Genomic DNA, 15597 nt, shown 5'->3' with positions numbered 1-15597 from the left:
CCCCGGCGGGCGATTGGCTGGTGGCCGAGATCCGCGACAGCGAGGGCAACCGCATCGCGCTGCAGGCCAGGATTGACTCCGCCCGGCCAAAACGGCCGAAGTGGGTTAAAAATACCGCTCTGTGCCCGGCCCCGTCGCGACACATCCCGTCCATCCGGAGACGCCTCGTTGGCTTACTTTCTCACCCAGCTCCTGGAACCGCGCCTGTGGGTCCTGACCCTCGCCGTGCTGCTGGCACTGCGCTGCGTGCCATTGCGCGGCTGGCGCGGCATCGCGGCCACCGGCTTCACCGCCGGCATGGTGTTCGACACCATCCAGTTCCGCGTCGGTCCGCCGCGGCTATGGGACAACATGGTGCTGGACTCGATGCTGGCGGCGCTGTGCATCGCCGTGGTCCTGCAGCTCGCCCTGTCGGCGGCCGCCAGGCTGCGGGCGCGGGGCTGACATATACCCCTCCAGGGTAGCGACAACGGCCCGAAGACGGCGGAGCCAGCATGGGCGCCGCCACTTCGCGCCAGGCCCGTAAAGAGAGGCAGGCCGGCGTTCCGAGTTACATCCTGTCCGAGGCCGCGCAAACGTCATTACATTCGCCGCTCAATTCCCCACTATTCACGAGCTGCCCGCGGCGCAGAATCCAGGCATTGCGTCCCGGCCGCTATCGCGGCGCCGATCCCTCGCCGAATGCCATGAAGTGGTTGCTGATTTCCCTGCTCTGCCTGCTCTGTACCGGCTGTGGCCTCGCCGCAGCGCCCTGCCGTGTCACGTCCGCGGTCATCAAGATCGTGCCGGTGGTCGGCGGCGTCGCCGCAGCTCCGACCGATGCCTGCGCGGAGGTGATCGACTGACCGCCATTGCGCCAACCGGAGCGGAAAACACGCGTGGAGATCGCCCGCGCCAGGCGAACAAACGCATAAGAATATCCGCCTCAGCCTGACGGCCTTCTGACTATTGGAACGAAACTTTACCGATGTACTCAGCGGGTTTTTTTGCCTTCCCAAAGGCAAAAAGCGCTGCCTATACTCGCGCACCCAATGTGCCCGACCCAAGGCTTCCAAATGCTAAAAAGCATCTGCCGCATTGCGCCCGCCGCGCTCCTGCCTTTCACGCTATCCGCGTGCATGGGCCTGTCCATCTACTCGCCCACGCGCAACAAGCTCGATGCCCAGGTGGGCAAGAACATCAGCGAGATGTTGCCCGCCTGGCCGCCGGAAACCGGCGCCAAGCCGTTCGTGAACAAGGTGGATGACGAGACCACGAGCTATACGTACGTCTATGGCTACCACCCCGGTCACTACGAGGGCCGGGGCTATTCCACCAACGGCCCGATGGGCACGACATACGGCTCGTACAGTGCCTACGTTCCCGAATACACCGACTGCGCGGTGATCTTCTATACCGACAAGGCCGGCACCGTGCTGCGCTATGACATGAAGACCAACGGCAAGATCAGCTACAACTCGTGCGGGGAATACATCAGCGGATTCCGCTTTTGATGGTGCGCACCGGGTTGCGCCCGGAATTTAGTTTCTGACTCACGCCCGCGCGGCCTTGGCCCTCCGCCCATGCAGGCCACATCACTTGCGGCCTGACTTGCCGGCTTCGTGCTTGCGCCAATAGGCGAACTCCTCTTCGTGGACCTCCAGGTCCAGTTCGGAGACACGCTCTTGAAGCCGCTCCTGCACATCCGCGACCGCCTGGTTATAGATGCTTGGTCCGATCTCTTCCAGGATGAATCCAAGCAGCGCGCCAGCCGCGATATTGCCTATGCTCTCCTCCATGTTCTGGTCGAAGTAGCGCTGAATGGATGCAATGGCGGTGTCCCGGACTCCGCGTTCAAGCTCGATGGCCATGGGGCTTTACCTCAGCTTTTGATTGAAGAGCTCTTGCGCCGCAGCCAGCGACGCGCGCATGCCGTAGATCGTGCCACCTTCGCCGCGGCTGAACCACAACTCGTACTGCCACATGCCGTCCACGAACACGCGACAGATCGTCCAGCCCGATGGGCCGGTCCAGTAGTACTCGTTCCTCTGCACCCATTCCGCTGCGTCCGCCATGCGCCGCCCCCGATGGCCGAAATCGGGGCCTAATTGCACCGATCTCAGACCAAATTATACTGTACAAACATACAGTATTTTTGAGCAAGACCGTGCAATTCCAGTGCAGCGTGCTACGCACCCACCATCTCGGCGAGCGCCGCCGCGACAATGATCCCGGCCAGCCCGTAGTGGGCCTGGTCCGTATGTATTCGATGCTTCACAAAGGCCTGAATCGGCACGTTCCGCGCATGACCATGGATGCGCTGGCGAAGTTCGGCGCCACGGTGCCCAGCGCCATCCCCGACCTACTGGAACCCCAACTCCTGACCTTCGCTTCCGACCGCGGCACGATGGTGGTCGGCTTCGAGGAGATTGCAGGCTGTAGGTACTACCAAGGGTGGTGGATACAGTGGCTGGACAAGTGACCCAACTTGGCGGACTGGCTGCTGCTATATGCCGAGAATGTCATCCGAGCCGGCTTCGCCGCGCTTCCTGCGTCGACAGCGCCCCGCCTTGACGAAGAGTCCCGAGATAGCCCCAGCGAAGTCCCCGCAAAGTCCCCAAAATGAGAAAGGGGGTTAGTGATTTTCATCACTAACCCCCTAGGGTATTGCTGGTCGGGACGGCGGGATTCGAACTCGCGACCCCTTGCACCCCATGCAAGTGCGCTACCAGGCTGCGCTACGCCCCGAAAGAAAAAGAGTATAGCAGACCTAAAAATTGTTTGCACGCATTGGTGCAAAAAAAGTGCCGAATACTCAAAAAAATTTGCGTGCCTTACGCGATGCCGGCAACACTCACAGGCAAGGCTCGCGCATGGCGCGGGGCCATCAACTCGGATAGACGACGGTGCAATGCACCGCCATGCTCAGGCCGTGGCGTTGACGCTCACCGCATTGTCGTTCGAAGCCGTCGCGGCCGAACCCAGGGCCTCGGCCAGCATCGCCGACACATCGCCCAACTCGTTGCGCAGGGCCTGCATCTCGGCGCCAGTCAGACGCACCGCGGCGTCCTGATCGTGCGGCGTGTCGCGCGCATCGCCCAGGCGGTTGCGCGCGCCGCTGATGGTGAAGCCCTGCTCGTACAGCAAGGAACGAATACGACGGATCAGCAGCACTTCGTGATGCTGGTAGTAGCGGCGGTTGCCGCGCCGCTTGACCGGCTTGAGCTGCGTGAACTCCTGCTCCCAATACCGCAGCACATGCGGCTTGACGCCGCACAGGTCGCTGACCTCACCGATGGTGAAGTAACGCTTGGCGGGAATGGGCGGTAAGGTAACGGTGGATTCGGTACGTGTCATAAGAGAATTCTATGCCGCGATGCGTCGAGTGCCGATAACAATTACCGACAAAGCGTATCACTCCTCGGCATCTGGCGCTGCGGGAGTGGCCTGCTCCACCACGCTCTTGAGTTTCTGACTTGCGTGGAACGTGACCACGCGGCGTGCGGCGATAGGGATGGTCTCGCCGGTCTTGGGATTGCGCCCCGGGCGGGGCGGCTTGTCGCGCACCTGGAAATTTCCGAAGCCCGAAAGCTTGACGGAATCTCCGCGCGCCAAGGCGTCGCGGATTTCCTCGAAGAAGGTGTCGACGATGTCCTTGGCCTCGCGCTTATTCAGGCCGACCCGCTCAAAGAGCAGTTCGGCCAGCTCGGCCTTGGTCAGGGTACGCGGCTCGGCAAGCATACTGTTCCCCATGGTTCAAGCGCGCTGGCGCGCGCCGTGGGCACTGACCAAAGCGTCTTTGATGCGCGCCAGGCAATCGGCCACTCGGGCTTCGTCCAGTGTGACCTCAGTGTCCTGTAGCCAGAAACGGAACGCAAGGCTTTTCTCGGCCACGGGCTGTTCGCCCTGGGCCTTTTCGCGCCAGACGTCGAACAGGCGCACGTCCTGCACCACGGCCAGTTGCGGATCGGCCTTGACCGTCGCCGCCACCGTGTCCAGCATGGACTGAACGGTCACGGGCGCGTCGACCCAGAGGGCCAGGTCGCGCACCACCACCGGCTGGCGCGACAATTCGCGCACCTCCGGCAGTTCGCCTTCGGACAGGGCGTCGACGTCCAGCTCGAACACCACCGGCGCGTGTGCCAGGTCTGCCTGCTGCGCCCAACGCGGATGCAGCTCACCGATCCAGCCGACCTGCTTGCCATCCAGCGTGACGCGGGCGCTGCGGCCCGGATGCAGCGCGGGATGCGCCGCCGCTTCGAAGCGCAGGCGCGCGCCGCGGGCGCCGAACAACGCCTGGACGTCCATCTTCACGTCGAAGAAATCGACCTGTCGGGTGGGTACGCCCCACTGCTCTTCCACCGACGGGCCCCACGCGGCGCCCGCCAGCTTGAGCGGCTGGCGCACGCCGGCCACTTCCAGCGGACCGTCCTGCGCCGCGTCATCGCGCGCGAAGACGCGGCCAAGCTCGAACAGGCGCACGCGCGTCTGCTTGCGGTTGGCGTTGTGGCGGATGTTGGCCACCAGGCCGGCGATCAGGCTCGAACGCATCACCGACAGGTGGCTGGCGATCGGGTTGACCAGCTTGACCGGCGTGTCGTTGCCCGCGTAGTCGCGTTCCCACTCGGCTTCGACGAAGCTGTAGTTGACGACTTCCTGGTAGTCCTGCGCGGCGGCCAGGCGGCGCAGCGCGTGCGGACCGCGGCGCACTTCGGGTTGCGAGAACATCTTGGCGCGCGCCAGCGGCGGCACCGTGGGAATGTTCTCGAAGCCGTAGATGCGGGCCACTTCTTCGATCAGGTCTTCCTCGATCTCGAGGTCGAAGCGATACGACGGCGGAGTGACGATGAAGTCATCGCCATCGAGCGTGAATTCCAGCCCCAGGCTGCCGAAGATCTTGGCGACTTCGGCCTGCGTGACGGGCACGCCCAGCACGCGGTGGCAGCGCGCCAGGCGCATGCGAACCGGCTCGCGCTTGGGCAGGTTGACGATCTGGTCGTCCAGCGGACCGGCCTGCCCGCCGCAGATGTCGACGATCAGGCGCGTGATGAATTCGATGTGCTGCGGGATCGTGGCGAAGTCCACGCCGCGCTCGCCGCGGTGGCTGGCCTCGGAACTGAACTTGAAGCGGCGCGCGCGGCCGGCCAGCGATTGCGGCCACCAGAACGCGGCTTCCAGGTAGATGTTCTGCGTGTCGAGCGTGACCGCCGTGGCCTCGCCGCCCATGATGCCGGCCAGGCTTTCGACCTGATCGCCGGCCACCACCACGCCGACCTTCGAATCCAGCGTGACGGTCTGGCCGTTCAGCAGCTCGAGCGTCTCGCCTTCGCGCGCCCAGCGCACCGACAGGTCGCCATGGATCTTGTCCAGGTCGAACACGTGCGAGGGACGGCCCAGTTCCAGCATGACGTAGTTGGAGATGTCCACCAGCGCCGACACCGAACGCTGGCCGGCACGCTCCAGGCGCGTCTTCATCCACGCGGGGGTCTGCGCGCGGGCGTTCACGCCGCGGATCACGCGGCCGCCAAAGCGGCCGCACAGGTCGGGCGCCTCGATCCTGACCGGACGCAGCTCGTCCAGCGTCACGAGCACGGCCTTGGCGGTCGGCACCGACAGCGGCGCGCCGGTCAGCGCGGCGACTTCGCGCGCCACGCCCAGGATCGACAGGCAATCGGCGCGGTTGGGCGTCATCTTCAGCGTGAAGAGCGTGTCGTCCAGGTCCAGCGCTTCGCGGATCGACTGGCCCGGCGCCATATCGGCCGGCAGCTCCAGCAGGCCGGCATGGTCCTGCGACAGGCCCAGTTCGCGCGCCGAGCACAGCATGCCCGACGATTGCACGCCGCGCATCTTGGCCACGCCGATCTTCATGCCACCGGGCAGTTCCGCGCCGACGCGGGCCAGCGGCACCTTCAGGCCGGCGGCCGCGTTGGGCGCGCCGCAGACGATCTGCAGCAGCGCGCCGGAGCCGTCATCGACTTGGCAGACGCGCAGCTTGTCGGCGTCGGGGTGCGGGGCGATCTCGACGATGTGCGCGACCACCACGCCCGTGAACGCGGGCGCGGCCGGCACGGTGTCTTCGACTTCCAGGCCGGCCATGGTGAGCCGGTGCGCGAGTTCATCGGTTGCGATCGGAGGATTGACCAGCGTACGCAGCCAGGATTCGGGAAATTGCATGATCTAGCCGTCTGTTATTCGTTGAACTGGCGCAGGAAGCGCAAATCGCCTTCGTAGAACTGGCGCAGGTCGTTGACGCCGTAGCGCAGCATCGTCAGGCGCTCCAGGCCGGAACCGAAGGCAAAGCCGATGTAACGCTCGGGGTCCAGGCCGAAGTTGCGCACCACCTGCGGGTGCACCTGGCCCGAGCCGGAGATCTCCAGCCAGCGGCCGCGGTTCGGGCCCGAGGTGAACATCATGTCGATTTCGGCCGACGGCTCGGTGAACGGGAAGAACGACGGGCGGAAACGCACGACGAGATCGTCGCTTTCGAAGAAGCAACGCAGGAAATCGGTGTACACGCCCTTCAGGTCGGCGAACGAGATATCCTCGGCGATCCAGAGCCCTTCCACCTGGTGGAACATGGGCGAGTGCGTGGCGTCGCTGTCGACGCGGTAGGTGCGCCCCGGCGCGATGACCTTGATGGGCGGCTTGTGCATGCGGGCGTAACGCACCTGCATGGGGCTGGTGTGCGTGCGCAGCAGCAGCGGCAGGCCGTCGGCGTCTTTCATGTCGACGTAGAACGTGTCCTGCATGGAACGCGCCGGATGGTCCAGCGGGTTGTTGAGCGCGGTGAAATTGGTCCAGTCGTTCTCGACTTCGGGGCCGTCGGCCACGTCAAAGCCGATGGAGCGGAAGATCTCTTCGACACGCTCCCAGGTGCGGATGACCGGATGGATGCCGCCCGGCACGCGGCCACGGCCCGGCAACGATACGTCAATGGTTTCGGACGCCAGTCGGGCATCCAGTTCTGCTTGCACCAGGGCCGCGCGGCGCAGGTTCAGGAGCTCTTCGACCTTCTGCTTGGCCTGATTGATGCGGGCGCCCATGTCGCGCTTCTGCTCGGGATCGAGCTTGCCCAGGCCCTTGAGCAGGACCGTCAGCGCGCCGTCCTTGCCCAGGAAGCGGGCCTTTGCGTTTTCGAGCGCGGCGGCATTGTTGGCCGCGGCGAACAGTTCCTGCGCCTGGGAAACCAGGTCGTCAACCGATTGAGTCATGAAATCCAGCCTTCAAAACGCAAACGGGGCCATTACAGCCCCGTTTGCAGCGATGCGCGATGAGTTAAAGCGCGCGATCAGGCAGCCAAGGCAGCCTTGGCTTGCTGCACGATGGCGGCAAAGCCGGCCTTGTCGCGCACGGCCAGATCGGCCAGGACCTTGCGGTCGAGTTCGATCGCAGCCTTCTTCAGGCCGGCGATGAACACGCTGTAGCTGACGCCGTGTTCGCGGACGGCGGCGTTGATACGCGTGATCCACAGCGCGCGGAACGTGCGCTTCTTGTTGCGGCGGTCGCGGTAGGCGTATTGGCCAGCGCGCATGACCGCTTGCTTGGCGATACGGAACACATTACCGCGGCGGCCACGGTAACCCTTGGCGGCGGAAATGACTTTCTTGTGACGTGCGCGGGCGGTAACGCCGCGTTTGACGCGAGGCATAGTAGATCTCCCTTATATCAAGCGAAAGGCATCATGGCTTTCACGGAAGCCACGTTGGTCTCGTGAACCGCCGCCGAACCGCGCAGTTGGCGCTTGTTCTTGGTGGTCTTCTTGGTCAGGATGTGACGCTTGAACGCCTGACCACGCTTGATGGATCCGCTGCCGCGAACCTGAAAGCGCTTTGCGGCGCTTTTCTTGGTTTTCATCTTGGGCATGATGATTCCCTAAACTGAACACTATTGTTGATTTACATGACGCGAGGTGCTTGTCGCAAGGCGGTTGGCGCCGCGCTCGACCATCAAGGCGAGCACGTTCGACCTACACCATTGCGGCAAAACTTGATGACCTCTTGCCACTTCTGGGGGTACTTCCACTGCTGAGGTACTGCAACTTTCCCCGATGGCCCGGGCGAAAAAAATTGCCTGGATCCGGGAAAGCCTTTGATTATATGGTGATTTCCCTGGTTTTGTCGAGCCGGATCGGGTCTGGCGGGCAGGCGCACGGAAACATTCCGGGACGGAACCCATCCTCCCTGCCGACGGCAATGGCCTGCCCTGCGCATCATGCCCCCGGGCGCCGGTATTGCACCGCCTGCGCGACATGGTGCGTCGCCAGTTCGTCGGCGGCCTCGAGATCGGCGATGGTCCGGGCGACACGCAAGGCGCGATGCATGGCGCGGCCAGAGCCCGCCAGCCGACGCATGGCCTGCAGCAACAGGTCGCGGGCCGGCGGCTCCAGCGGGCAGTGGCGCTCCAGTTCCGCGCCGGCCAACGCCGCATTCGGCTTGCCCTGACGCGCCATCTGCCGCTCGCGGCAACGCGCCACGCGCGCCCTGACCGGCTCGGACGCCTCGCCGGGCGGCCCCTGCAGGCCTTCCAGGTCGGCCGGCGGCAACGCCACATGCAGATCGATCCGGTCGAGCAGCGGGCCTGAGACCTTACCGGCGTAACGCGCGACCTGGTCGGGCGTGCACTGGCAGGCCCGGCGCGGATGGCCGCGCCAGCCGCAGGGGCATGGATTCATCGCGGCCACCAGTTGGAAGCGGGCGGGAAACTGCGCCGTCTGCAGCGCCCGGGCGATGACCACCCTGCCCGTCTCCAGCGGCTCGCGCAGCGCCTCCAGTGTGCGGCGGCTGAATTCCGGCAGTTCGTCGAGAAACAGCACCCCGTGATGGGCCAGACTGATCTCCCCCGGCCGGGGCCGTCCGCCACCGCCCACCAGGGCGATGGCGGACGCCGAGTGGTGCGGCGCGCGGAACGGCGGCGTGCCCATCCTGACCGGTGGCGCGCCCGCCAGCGCGGCCAGGGCCGCGACCTCGAGCGCCTGCGCGCGCGCCAGCGGCGGCAGCAGGCCCGGCAGGCGCGCAGCCAGCATGCTTTTGCCGGCCCCGGGCGGCCCTATCATCAACAGGCTATGGCCGCCCGCCGCCGCGACTTCCAGCGCGCGCCGCGCCCCGGGCTGCCCGCGCACGTCCGCCAGGCAGGGCATCGGCGGCGCCTCGGGCCAGGTGTCGGGCAAGGCGTCCGGCAGACGGCAATGACCCGCCACGTGTGCCGCCACGTCCGCCAGACTGCGCGCCGACAGCACGCGCAGGCCCTCGACCCAGGCCGCCTGTCCGGCGCTGCCGGCGGGCAGGATCAAGGTGGCGCCGGGGGATTCCCGCGCCACGCTCAATGCGATCACCAGGGCCGCCGCGACCGGCACCAGCGCGCCGGTCAGGGACAGCTCCCCGGCGAGCACCAGACCGGCCAACAGTGGATCCGGCGCCGGCATGTTGGCGGCCTCGGTTGCCGCCCCCTCGCCCGGCGGCGCCAGTTGCCCCGCGGCCAGCAACAGGCCGACGGCGATGGGCAGGTCGAAACGGCCCGATTCCTTGGGGATGTCGGCGGGGGACAGGTTGACCGTGATGCGGCCCGCGGGAAAATTGAAGCCGCTGTTGATGATGGCCGCGCGCACCCGCTCGCGGCTTTCGCGCACCTCGGTGTCGGGCAGGCCGACCACGTTGAAGCTGGGCAGTCCCGGCCCCAGGTGGGTTTCGACCCGCACCGCGTGGGCGTGCAGGCCGCTGAGGGTGCGGCTGGCGATTACGGCTAGGGTCAAGGCAGTCTCCGATGGCAGTCGAAGACGAGTATGGCGAAAACAAAAACGGCCGCGCAGGCGGCCGTGGCAAAAGTGTCCCGCGCGGATCACTTGTCCAGGGCGGACAGGCGCGACTCCAGTTGCTCGACGGTGGCAGCCAGTTGATCAACGCGGGCACGCGTGCGCGCCAGCAGATCGGCCTGCACATCGAATTCCTCGCGAGTGACCAGATCGAGCTTCGAGAATGCCTGCGTCATCATGGCGCGGACGTTGCGCTCGACATCCGCGGCCGGGCTGCGGGCGATCAGGTCGGAAATGTTCTTCTGGATGTCTTCCATCCACTGGGTGCGATTGTTCATAGCGGCCTCACGATGTTCTTGGTGCCTCAAGTGTAGTGCTTTCCACAAGCCGGGCAGCGGGCAAAAAAAGGGCGGGCCGCATGCGGTGACCGCCCATCAAAGCACAGGAGAAAACCGGGCCGCCTTGGGGGCAGCCCCCTACCAACATCGTTACTCGCAGCCCATCTGCTTGGCCGACTGCGCGAACAGGTCGGCCGATTGCTTGCACTGGGACGCCAACTGCGTCTTGTCGCTGATCGTGGCCCACTGCGTCTTGGCCGCGTCGAGCTGCTGCTTGAAGCTGGCCGCCGCGGGGTTGGACGCGCCCAGCTTGTCCATGCACGCGCTGACTTTGGTCAGGTAGGCATCGCATTCGGCGGGCAGGCCGGCGGTGGAACTGGCGGCCGGGGCCGAACTGGACGGCGCGGGCGTGGAGGCCGGCGGCGTGGCGGCCGCGGGCGGCGTACCCGGCGTCGTGGTCGACGGCGCCGGCGTGGTCGATGCCGCGGGCGGCGCGGCCTTTTCATCGCTCTTGTTGCAGCCGGCCAGGGCGGCCAGCGCGGCGGTCAGCGCCAACACGGCAAAGGTCTTGCGTTGGATCGTCATCATTCCTCTTTCCTTTCTTGCTTTTCGTCTTTGTTCAGAGAGCCGCGACGCCGGTGTCTTTTGCCGCGGCCGATCAGGCCCAGATACCGCCATGAGCTGGACTTGATTCTTCTTCAGCCTACCTTTGGCAACAAGCTTATGCGTGTAAACCCTCGTATCACGCCCCGCCCCCGTTTTGACGGTGCGTCCGAACCGCTTTCAAACGCCTGACATCTGCGCCATGCGCCGCCCGAAGCCCGGCCAGCAACGTTCAGCGGCCTGTCGGGGCAGACCGCGGCCACGGTCGCCACGCATCCGGCAAACGCGACAAAGGACTACCGCGCCGGCATCAACTCGCAACAAATGGCGGCGGCAAAACATATTCCGTTGCATTCCTCACTTTGCCCGGCCGTGCACCAACTTGAGGCTGATGTCGAGTGCATGAAGCACTATATTGGTGCAATCAGGCACAACAAATGCGCCTGCCTTTCCGCTTTCCGGGCACCGGACCGTATGGCATGGAATTTGCTTGATTGACGATGCCAACGTGCAACCATGAGAGGAAATGCCATGAAACTCATCATCGCCATCATCAAGCCCTTCAAGCTCGACGAAGTGCGGGTGGCTCTATCCGGAATCGGCGTCCAGGGCCTCACCGTTACCGAAGTGAAAGGGTTCGGGCGCCAGAAGGGCCACACCGAGCTGTATCGCGGCGCGGAATACGCCGTCGACTTCCTGCCCAAACTGCGTGTCGAGGCCGCCGTGCCCGACCATCTGGTCGACCAGGTCATCGAAGCCATCGAACAAGCCGCCCGCACCGGCAAGATCGGCGACGGCAAGATCTTCGCCGCCCCCCTTGAACAAGTGATCCGTATCCGCACGGGCGAAGCCGGCGAAGCTGCGCTGTAGACAAATAAGAAAGACTCATTGGAGCCTGAAAATGGATAAAGCAGATATCTCCTGGTTGCTCGTCTCTACCCTCCTCGTATTGATGATGGCCGTACCCGGTCTGGCGATGTTCTATGGCGGCCTGGTACGCAGCAAGAACGTGCTGTCGGTACTGCTGCAAGTGTTGTGCACGTTCGTGCTGGGCCTGGTCCTCTGGTTCATCTACGGTTATTCCCTTGCCTTCACCGAAGGCAATGCGTTCTTCGGCGGCCTCTCGCGCGCCTTCTTCTCGGGCATGTTCAACCCGGCGGACGGCAAGTACGCCATGTCGAACTCGCTGACCGAACTGCTGTTCGCCTCGTTCCAGGCCACGTTCGCCGGCATCACCTGCGCGCTGATCGTCGGCAGCTTCGCCGAACGCGCCCGCTTTTCGGCGGTGCTGGTGTTCACGGTGATCTGGTTCACCTTCGCCTATATTCCCATCGCGCACATGGTCTGGTTCGCGTCCGAAACGGCCCCGGGCCTGCTCAACGCCAAGGGCGCGCTGGACTTCGCCGGCGGCACCGTGGTGCACATCAACGCTGGCGTGGCCGGCCTGGTGGGCGCCTATGTGGTCGGCAAGCGCGTCGGTTATGGCCGTGAAGCCATGCAGCCGCACAACCTGCCGATGACGTTCGTCGGCGCCGCCCTGCTGTGGGTGGGCTGGTTCGGCTTCAATGCCGGTTCCGCCCTGGCCGCCAACGAGAACGCCACCCTGGCCTTCTTCAACACCATGATCGCCACCGCCGGCGCCGTGCTGGCCTGGCTGTTCACCGAATGGGCCATCAAGGGCAAGCCCTCGATGCTGGGCGCCGCCTCCGGCGCCATCGCCGGCCTGGTGGGCATCACCCCGGCGGCCGGCCTGGTCGGCCCGGTGGGCGCGCTGATCATCGGCGTGATCGCCGGCATCGTCTGCGTCTGGGGCGTCAATGGCCTGAAGCGCCTGCTGCGCGCCGATGACGCGCTCGATGTGTTCGGCGTGCACGGCGTGGGCGGCATCGTCGGCGCCCTGCTGACCGGCATCTTCAACGCCCAGGTCCTGGGCGGCCCCGGCCTGGCGGAACCCGGCATGATCCTGGGCCAACTGTGGGTGCAGCTCGAAGGCGTGCTGCTGACCATCGTCTGGTCCGGCGTGGTCGCCTGGATCGCCTACAAGATCGCCAACGCCCTGTGCGGCCTGCGCGTGCCGGAAGACCAGGAACGCGAAGGGCTGGACGTCACCAGCCACGGCGAATCGGCCTACCACAGCTGATCGTCTCCCCCGCCCGCTGCCGGGCGGGACCATGGAAAGCCCCCTCTTCGCAGGGGGCTTTTTTTCGTCAGGGCGATCCTGTTTGGAGGGCCGGGCCCGCCGACGCAAAAAAAACCCGGCGCATGCGCCGGGCTTTCCGTTCGTCGGAGCCACGCCCCGGCACCAATGGCCCTCAGGCCGGATCGAGCGTATCCAGATCCACCGGCAAGGCCCGGTTCAAGGCGCTGGCCACCTTCACGCGCAGCGCGTTGGTATGCGCCCGCCGGACCTCCCGCTTCACGTCCAGCAGTTGCTGCGGATGCATGGAAAACTCGGTCAGGCCGAGCCCCAGCAGCAACCGCGTCATGCGCGAATCGCCGGCCATTTCGCCGCATACCGCAACCGGCTTGCCGGCTCGCTCGCCAGCATTGATGGTGTGGGCCACCAGCCGCAGCACCGCCGGATGCAGCGGATCGTAAAGGGACGCCACGTCGTGATCGCCGCGGTCGATGGCCAGCGTGTACTGGATCAGGTCGTTGGTGCCGATCGACAGGAAATCCAGCGCCTGCGCGAAGGGTTCGATGGCGATGGCGATGGCCGGCACCTCGACCATGGCGCCCACTTCCATGTGCGCCGCGTAGGCCTGGCCGCGCGCATCCAGCTCGCGCCGCGCCGATTCGATGGCGGCCCGCGTCGCCACCACCTCGTGCATGTGGGCGATCATCGGGATCAGCAGGCGCACCGGCCCGTGGGCCGAGGCCCGCAGAATGGCGCGCAACTGCGTCGCGAACATCTCGGGCCGCGCCAGGCAGTAGCGGATCGCGCGCTGCCCCAGCGCCGGATTGGTGGCCACCGTGGCCTCGCCGTCCAGCGTCTTGTCCGAGCCGATGTCGAGCGTGCGGATGGTAACGGGACGGCCGGCCATGACCTTCACGACGGACGAGTAAGCCTCGTACTGCTCTTCCTCGCCCGGCAGATCCGGACGCCCCATGAACAGGAATTCGCTGCGGAACAGGCCGATGCCGTGCGCTCCGGCAGCCAACGCCAGCGCGGCCTCTTCCGGCAGCTCGATGTTGGCGTGCAACACGATATCGATGCCATCGAGGGTGACGGACGGCTCATCGCGCAGCAAGCTGAGTTCGGCGCGCTCGTCGGCGTAGGCGGCCTGGCGGCGGCGGTATTCCTGCAGGATGCGCTCCGACGGATTGACCACCACGGCGCCGGCGGCGCCGTCGATGATCAGCATGTCGCCGTCGCGCACCAGCTCGCGCACGTTGCCCATGGCCACCACGGCCGGCACGCCCATGCTGCGCGCCACGATGGCGGTGTGCGAGGTCGGCCCGCCCAGGTCGGTGACGAAAGCGGCGAAGCGCCCGCCGCGCAGGCGCAACATGTCGGCCGGCGAGATGTCGTGCGCCACCACCACCAGCGCCTCGTCGCCGCCCATGTGCGACATGTCCGGCAGGATGGCCGAGGTGCCGGACAGCACGTGCAGCACCCGCTCGATCACCTGGCGCACGTCCGCGCCGCGTTCGCGCAGGTATTCGTCTTCCATCGCGTCGAACTGCTGGCCCAGGATCTGGCCCTGCGTGGTCAGCGCCCATTCGGCGTTGTAGTGCCGCTCGGCGATCAGCGCCAAAGTCTGCTCGGCCAGCAGCGGATCGCCCAGCAACAGGCTGTGCACATTGAGCATCGCGCCCAGCTCGCGCGGCGCATCGGCCGGCAGGGTGTCGGCCAGTTGCCGCAATTCCTGCTGGGCCGAGGCCAGCGCCTCGGTCAGGCGGCTGCTCTCGGCCGGCACGTCCTCGGGCGCGATGCGGTAGTGCGCCACTTCCAGCGCCGCCGCGCCCATGACCACCGCGCGGCCGATGGCATAACCGCGGGCCACGCCTTTGCCGTACAAACAAATAACGGGGCTGGCAGAGCCAGCCCCGTCGTGCTTGTCGACCGCGGCGCCGGCCGCGGACATGCCGGCCCCGACATTGTCAGGGCCGGCGGATTCGGAAGCGCCGCTATTCCTGTTCACCGAATTTGCTATCGAACAGAGTTTCAATTTCGGAGAGCGCCTGCTCGGCATCGCTGCCCGAGGCCTCCAGCTTGACCGTCACGCCCAGGCCGGCGGCCAGCATCATGACCCCCATGATGCTCTTGGCATTCACGCGCTGCGCGCCGCGCGAGATGAAGATCTCGCTGGAAAACTTGCTGGCCAGTTGCGTCAGTTTGGCGGCCGCCCGCGCATGCAAACCCAGTTTATTGCTGATGACAATGTCTGTATTAGGCATAGGATTTATGGTGACCGCGGCATCACACCGCAGTTGGTGATTGCAGCAAATTGTCCAAGCGCTCTTCGGCTTGAAATATTAGCCGAAATAATAGGACAAGTTCCTGCCCGTCAGTCTACCCGCAAGACCCCTTGCACCCCGCCCGCCAGCGCCTTCTCACGGGTCTCGGCCAGCGAGAGATTCCGGTAGGTCAGCGCGCGCAGCAACATGGGGGTATTCAGGCCCGCCAGCACACAGCACTGGATACCCTGTGCCTGGGCGTCGGCCACCGCCCGCTTCGAGATATTGGCGGGCGTCGCGCCGATCAGGTCGGTCAGCACCAGCACGCCAGCGCCGTGGTCCTGCTCGAGGATGTCCTTGAGCACCGCCGGCGCCAGGTCGTCCGGCCGGTCCTCGGGCTGGATGTCGTGGATCGCCAACATGCCGTCGAGGTTGCCCATGACGTGGCTGGCGCATTCGCGCATGGCCGCGCCCAGGGGCGCGTGCACGACAATGACAATACCCGTGGTCATGACAGGTTCCAGGAAG

At 65.7% G+C, this 15597-nt stretch carries 20 protein-coding genes and 1 tRNA gene; 6 read left to right on the top strand and 15 right to left on the bottom strand.

The features are described 5' to 3' along the window. The first annotated feature begins 168 nt into the window (after positions 1-168). From ACUDCK_RS09630 to ACUDCK_RS09620, 3 genes are all read left to right on the top strand, one after another. Positions 169-444, top strand: a complete 276-nt coding sequence (locus tag ACUDCK_RS09630) for a hypothetical protein (RefSeq protein WP_116792099.1) — start codon at positions 169-171, stop codon at positions 442-444. 242 nt (positions 445-686) lie between these two features. Further along, complete coding sequence (locus tag ACUDCK_RS09625) at positions 687-845, top strand: DUF6726 family protein (RefSeq protein ID WP_054503977.1); 159 nt, start codon at positions 687-689, stop codon at positions 843-845. 210 nt (positions 846-1055) lie between these two features. Beyond that, positions 1056-1493: a hypothetical protein gene (locus ACUDCK_RS09620; RefSeq protein ID WP_240317321.1), complete on the top strand. Its 438-nt coding sequence runs from the start codon at positions 1056-1058 to the stop codon at positions 1491-1493. 81 nt (positions 1494-1574) lie between these two features. On the opposite strand, the gene ACUDCK_RS09615 is transcribed toward ACUDCK_RS09620, so the two are convergent. Both ACUDCK_RS09615 and ACUDCK_RS09610 read right to left on the bottom strand, forming a co-directional pair. Then, on the bottom strand, positions 1575-1850 hold the full coding sequence (locus tag ACUDCK_RS09615) for a DUF2164 domain-containing protein (RefSeq protein WP_175167676.1): 276 nt from the start codon (positions 1848-1850) through the stop codon (positions 1575-1577). Between the two features lie 6 nt (positions 1851-1856). Next, positions 1857-2054: a hypothetical protein gene (locus tag ACUDCK_RS09610; protein WP_054503849.1), complete on the bottom strand. Its 198-nt coding sequence runs from the start codon at positions 2052-2054 to the stop codon at positions 1857-1859. An 80-nt stretch (positions 2055-2134) separates the two neighbouring features. Here ACUDCK_RS09610 and ACUDCK_RS09605 point away from each other — a divergent pair, with 80 nt between their 5' ends. Next, positions 2135-2461 carry a hypothetical protein gene (locus ACUDCK_RS09605; RefSeq protein WP_244976916.1) on the top strand — a complete coding sequence of 109 codons (327 nt, stop codon included), beginning with the start codon at positions 2135-2137 and terminating at the stop codon, positions 2459-2461. A gap of 189 nt (positions 2462-2650) precedes the next feature. Here ACUDCK_RS09605 and ACUDCK_RS09600 read toward each other — a convergent pair. The 10 genes from ACUDCK_RS09600 to ACUDCK_RS09555 all read right to left on the bottom strand — a co-directional run bounded on the left by ACUDCK_RS09600 (position 2651) and on the right by ACUDCK_RS09555 (position 10653). Continuing rightward, a tRNA-Pro gene (locus ACUDCK_RS09600) sits at positions 2651-2727 on the bottom strand. Positions 2728-2904: 177 nt separating this feature from the next. Then, on the bottom strand, positions 2905-3336 hold the full coding sequence (locus ACUDCK_RS09595; protein ID WP_054503851.1) for a MerR family transcriptional regulator: 432 nt from the start codon (positions 3334-3336) through the stop codon (positions 2905-2907). Between the two features lie 57 nt (positions 3337-3393). Then, a complete protein-coding gene (locus ACUDCK_RS09590) occupies positions 3394-3732 on the bottom strand; it encodes an integration host factor subunit alpha (RefSeq protein ID WP_006388001.1) in 339 nt (112 codons plus the stop codon). Positions 3733-3735: 3 nt separating this feature from the next. Then, the gene (gene pheT, locus ACUDCK_RS09585; RefSeq protein ID WP_175167675.1) at positions 3736-6153 is read right to left on the bottom strand and encodes a phenylalanine--tRNA ligase subunit beta; all 2418 of its coding nucleotides are present in this window, start codon (positions 6151-6153) and stop codon (positions 3736-3738) included. Positions 6154-6167: 14 nt separating this feature from the next. Then, on the bottom strand, positions 6168-7190 hold the full coding sequence (gene pheS, locus ACUDCK_RS09580) for a phenylalanine--tRNA ligase subunit alpha (protein WP_054503853.1): 1023 nt from the start codon (positions 7188-7190) through the stop codon (positions 6168-6170). Between the two features lie 77 nt (positions 7191-7267). Beyond that, the gene (rplT, locus tag ACUDCK_RS09575; protein WP_006387998.1) at positions 7268-7627 is read right to left on the bottom strand and encodes a 50S ribosomal protein L20; all 360 of its coding nucleotides are present in this window, start codon (positions 7625-7627) and stop codon (positions 7268-7270) included. Between the two features lie 17 nt (positions 7628-7644). Further along, on the bottom strand, positions 7645-7842 hold the full coding sequence (gene rpmI, locus ACUDCK_RS09570) for a 50S ribosomal protein L35 (protein ID WP_006387997.1): 198 nt from the start codon (positions 7840-7842) through the stop codon (positions 7645-7647). 346 nt (positions 7843-8188) lie between these two features. Then, positions 8189-9727: a YifB family Mg chelatase-like AAA ATPase gene (locus tag ACUDCK_RS09565; RefSeq protein WP_175167674.1), complete on the bottom strand. Its 1539-nt coding sequence runs from the start codon at positions 9725-9727 to the stop codon at positions 8189-8191. An 86-nt stretch (positions 9728-9813) separates the two neighbouring features. Further along, positions 9814-10065: an accessory factor UbiK family protein gene (locus tag ACUDCK_RS09560; RefSeq protein WP_006394062.1), complete on the bottom strand. Its 252-nt coding sequence runs from the start codon at positions 10063-10065 to the stop codon at positions 9814-9816. 150 nt (positions 10066-10215) lie between these two features. Further along, the gene (locus tag ACUDCK_RS09555; protein WP_064526960.1) at positions 10216-10653 is read right to left on the bottom strand and encodes a DUF5339 family protein; all 438 of its coding nucleotides are present in this window, start codon (positions 10651-10653) and stop codon (positions 10216-10218) included. A gap of 546 nt (positions 10654-11199) precedes the next feature. Here ACUDCK_RS09555 and ACUDCK_RS09550 point away from each other — a divergent pair. Together ACUDCK_RS09550 and amt are read left to right on the top strand one after the other, a co-directional pair. Beyond that, positions 11200-11538: a P-II family nitrogen regulator gene (locus ACUDCK_RS09550; RefSeq protein WP_006218735.1), complete on the top strand. Its 339-nt coding sequence runs from the start codon at positions 11200-11202 to the stop codon at positions 11536-11538. A gap of 31 nt (positions 11539-11569) precedes the next feature. Further along, the gene (gene amt / locus ACUDCK_RS09545) at positions 11570-12808 is read left to right on the top strand and encodes an ammonium transporter (RefSeq protein ID WP_054503856.1); all 1239 of its coding nucleotides are present in this window, start codon (positions 11570-11572) and stop codon (positions 12806-12808) included. Positions 12809-12980: 172 nt separating this feature from the next. Here the strand turns inward: amt and ptsP are convergent, their stop codons facing one another. The 3 genes from ptsP to ACUDCK_RS09530 all read right to left on the bottom strand — a co-directional run bounded on the left by ptsP (position 12981) and on the right by ACUDCK_RS09530 (position 15581). Next, positions 12981-14675 (bottom strand): phosphoenolpyruvate--protein phosphotransferase, encoded by a 1695-nt coding sequence (ptsP, locus tag ACUDCK_RS09540; RefSeq protein ID WP_175167673.1) that lies wholly within the window; start codon positions 14673-14675, stop codon positions 12981-12983. Positions 14676-14799: 124 nt separating this feature from the next. Next, positions 14800-15069 carry an HPr family phosphocarrier protein gene (locus ACUDCK_RS09535; protein WP_006387993.1) on the bottom strand — a complete coding sequence of 90 codons (270 nt, stop codon included), beginning with the start codon at positions 15067-15069 and terminating at the stop codon, positions 14800-14802. 110 nt (positions 15070-15179) lie between these two features. Then, positions 15180-15581, bottom strand: coding sequence for a PTS sugar transporter subunit IIA (locus tag ACUDCK_RS09530; protein WP_064526963.1), 402 nt, complete (start codon positions 15579-15581; stop codon positions 15180-15182). Between the last annotated feature and the right edge of the window lie 16 nt (positions 15582-15597).

Source organism: Achromobacter sp. CF-sbj1-Ac2-l (assembly GCF_052698165.1).
Note: the sequence above shows the minus strand (reverse complement) of the source record. Positions and strands in the feature narration are given on the sequence as shown.

Excerpts from the sequence above, each read along its gene's own strand:
- ACUDCK_RS09610 (WP_054503849.1), bottom strand. The coding sequence starts at position 2,054 with ATGGCGGACGCAGCGGAATGGGTGCAGAGGAACGAGTACTACTGGACC.
- pheS (WP_054503853.1), bottom strand. The coding sequence starts at position 7,190 with ATGACTCAATCGGTTGACGACCTGGTTTCCCAGGCGCAGGAACTGTTC.
- ACUDCK_RS09620 (WP_240317321.1), top strand. The coding sequence starts at position 1,056 with ATGCTAAAAAGCATCTGCCGCATTGCGCCCGCCGCGCTCCTGCCTTTC.
- ACUDCK_RS09555 (WP_064526960.1), bottom strand. The coding sequence starts at position 10,653 with ATGATGACGATCCAACGCAAGACCTTTGCCGTGTTGGCGCTGACCGCC.
- ACUDCK_RS09550 (WP_006218735.1), top strand. The coding sequence starts at position 11,200 with ATGAAACTCATCATCGCCATCATCAAGCCCTTCAAGCTCGACGAAGTG.
- ACUDCK_RS09615 (WP_175167676.1), bottom strand. The coding sequence starts at position 1,850 with ATGGCCATCGAGCTTGAACGCGGAGTCCGGGACACCGCCATTGCATCC.
- ACUDCK_RS09560 (WP_006394062.1), bottom strand. The coding sequence starts at position 10,065 with ATGAACAATCGCACCCAGTGGATGGAAGACATCCAGAAGAACATTTCC.
- ACUDCK_RS09590 (WP_006388001.1), bottom strand. The coding sequence starts at position 3,732 with ATGGGGAACAGTATGCTTGCCGAGCCGCGTACCCTGACCAAGGCCGAG.
- ACUDCK_RS09535 (WP_006387993.1), bottom strand. The coding sequence starts at position 15,069 with ATGCCTAATACAGACATTGTCATCAGCAATAAACTGGGTTTGCATGCG.
- rplT (WP_006387998.1), bottom strand. The coding sequence starts at position 7,627 with ATGCCTCGCGTCAAACGCGGCGTTACCGCCCGCGCACGTCACAAGAAA.
- amt (WP_054503856.1), top strand. The coding sequence starts at position 11,570 with ATGGATAAAGCAGATATCTCCTGGTTGCTCGTCTCTACCCTCCTCGTA.
- rpmI (WP_006387997.1), bottom strand. The coding sequence starts at position 7,842 with ATGCCCAAGATGAAAACCAAGAAAAGCGCCGCAAAGCGCTTTCAGGTT.
- ACUDCK_RS09595 (WP_054503851.1), bottom strand. The coding sequence starts at position 3,336 with ATGACACGTACCGAATCCACCGTTACCTTACCGCCCATTCCCGCCAAG.
- pheT (WP_175167675.1), bottom strand. The coding sequence starts at position 6,153 with ATGCAATTTCCCGAATCCTGGCTGCGTACGCTGGTCAATCCTCCGATC.
- ACUDCK_RS09530 (WP_064526963.1), bottom strand. The coding sequence starts at position 15,581 with ATGACCACGGGTATTGTCATTGTCGTGCACGCGCCCCTGGGCGCGGCC.
- ACUDCK_RS09625 (WP_054503977.1), top strand. The coding sequence starts at position 687 with ATGAAGTGGTTGCTGATTTCCCTGCTCTGCCTGCTCTGTACCGGCTGT.